The 1,301-nt window shown below is 69.7% G+C and carries 1 protein-coding gene; it reads right to left on the bottom strand.

The annotated features are described in order from the left end of the window. Positions 1-41: 41 nt before the first annotated feature. Positions 42-1,163, bottom strand: a complete 1,122-nt coding sequence (locus tag ACGFW5_RS35275; RefSeq protein WP_393838449.1) for an IS30 family transposase — start codon at positions 1,161-1,163, stop codon at positions 42-44. Between the last annotated feature and the right edge of the window lie 138 nt (positions 1,164-1,301).

Raw genomic sequence — 1,301 nt, 5'->3', positions numbered from 1 at the left:
CGGCGGTTTCTAGGGGTCGTTGCAACACGTGGTCGTGTTGATCAGGCCGCGAGCAGTTTATGCAGGCGCTCGGCTGGGGTTTCCCAGCCGAGCGTTTTGCGTGGGCGGCCGTTGAGCTGGGCGGCGACGGCGTCGAGGTGCTCGCGGCTGTGGGCTGAGAGGTCGGTGCCCTTGGGGAAGTACTGCCGCAGCAGACCATTCGTGTTTTCGTTGGAGCCGCGTTGCCAGGGGCTGGCCGGGTCGCAGAAGTAGACCGGGACATCGGTGGCGATCGTGAACTCGTGGTGGCGGCCCATCTCTGAGCCCTGGTCCCAGGTCAAGGAGCGCTTCAGGTGGGCGGGCAGCCGCTGGACGGTCTCCTGGAGAGCGTCACGGACCCGCTCGGCGCCCCGGCCGTCCGGCAGGTGCAGGAGCATGACGTAGCGGGTGGCCCGCTCGACGAGGGTGCCGATCGCGGAGCCGTTGTCCTTGCCGATGATCAGGTCGCCTTCCCAGTGGCCGGGCACGGCCCGGTCCTCCGCCTCGGCGGGACGTTCGCTGATCATGGCCATGGGATCGGCGAAGCGGGGACGTCGCTGCTGGGCCTGGCGGCGGGGTGTGCGGCGGGCACGGCCGGTGCGTAGTGCTCCGGCGAGTTCTCTGCGTAGTTCGCCGCGTCCTTGCAGGTAGAGGGCCTGGTAGACGGTTTCGTGGACCACGTGCATCTCCGGCCGGCCGGGGAACTGTGCCCGCAGAGCGTTGCAGATCTGCTCGGGACTCCACAGTTCGTCCAGACCGGCCTGGATCGCGGCCCGCAGCTCGGGGTTCTGACTGATCTTGCCCGCCTTGGGGCGGGGCCGGCGCTCGTCGGCCCGGGCCTGTGCCGCATGCGGCCGGTACTGGCCGCTTCCGGGGTGCCGGTTGCGGCGGATCTCCCTGCTGACCGTGGAGGGGCTGCGGCCGAGCTCGGCGGCGATGGCGCGGACCGTGGCCTTCTCCCGCAGCCGGTCGGCTATGTGAATCCGGTCGGTCTCACGCAAATACCGGGCGGGACCGCGTGGGGGCGCCACCGTGGTGATCGGTGACGCCCCGACGTGCCCGCCGGACGCGGCGCGGCCGTTACGCCAACGCCGCCCGGTCTTCTCGTTGACGCCGACGATCCGGCACGCCTCTTTGCTACTCATACCCCGCTGCATGAGCAGAAGGTAGAGGCGCCGTTCCTCGGACAAGGGACGGCGCCCCTGGACAACGGACCGGTCCCGGACTTTGAAGTCCATCGCATCCCCTGGGCTGGGGTGTTGCGACGACTCCTAGAGCCCAAG

Source organism: Streptomyces sp. NPDC048416, assembly GCF_043200435.1.
Lineage (GTDB): Bacteria > Actinomycetota > Actinomycetes > Streptomycetales > Streptomycetaceae > Streptomyces.
Note: the sequence above shows the minus strand (reverse complement) of the source record. Positions and strands in the feature narration are given on the sequence as shown.

Excerpts from the sequence above, each read along its gene's own strand:
- ACGFW5_RS35275 (WP_393838449.1), bottom strand. The coding sequence starts at position 1,163 with ATGAGTAGCAAAGAGGCGTGCCGGATCGTCGGCGTCAACGAGAAGACC.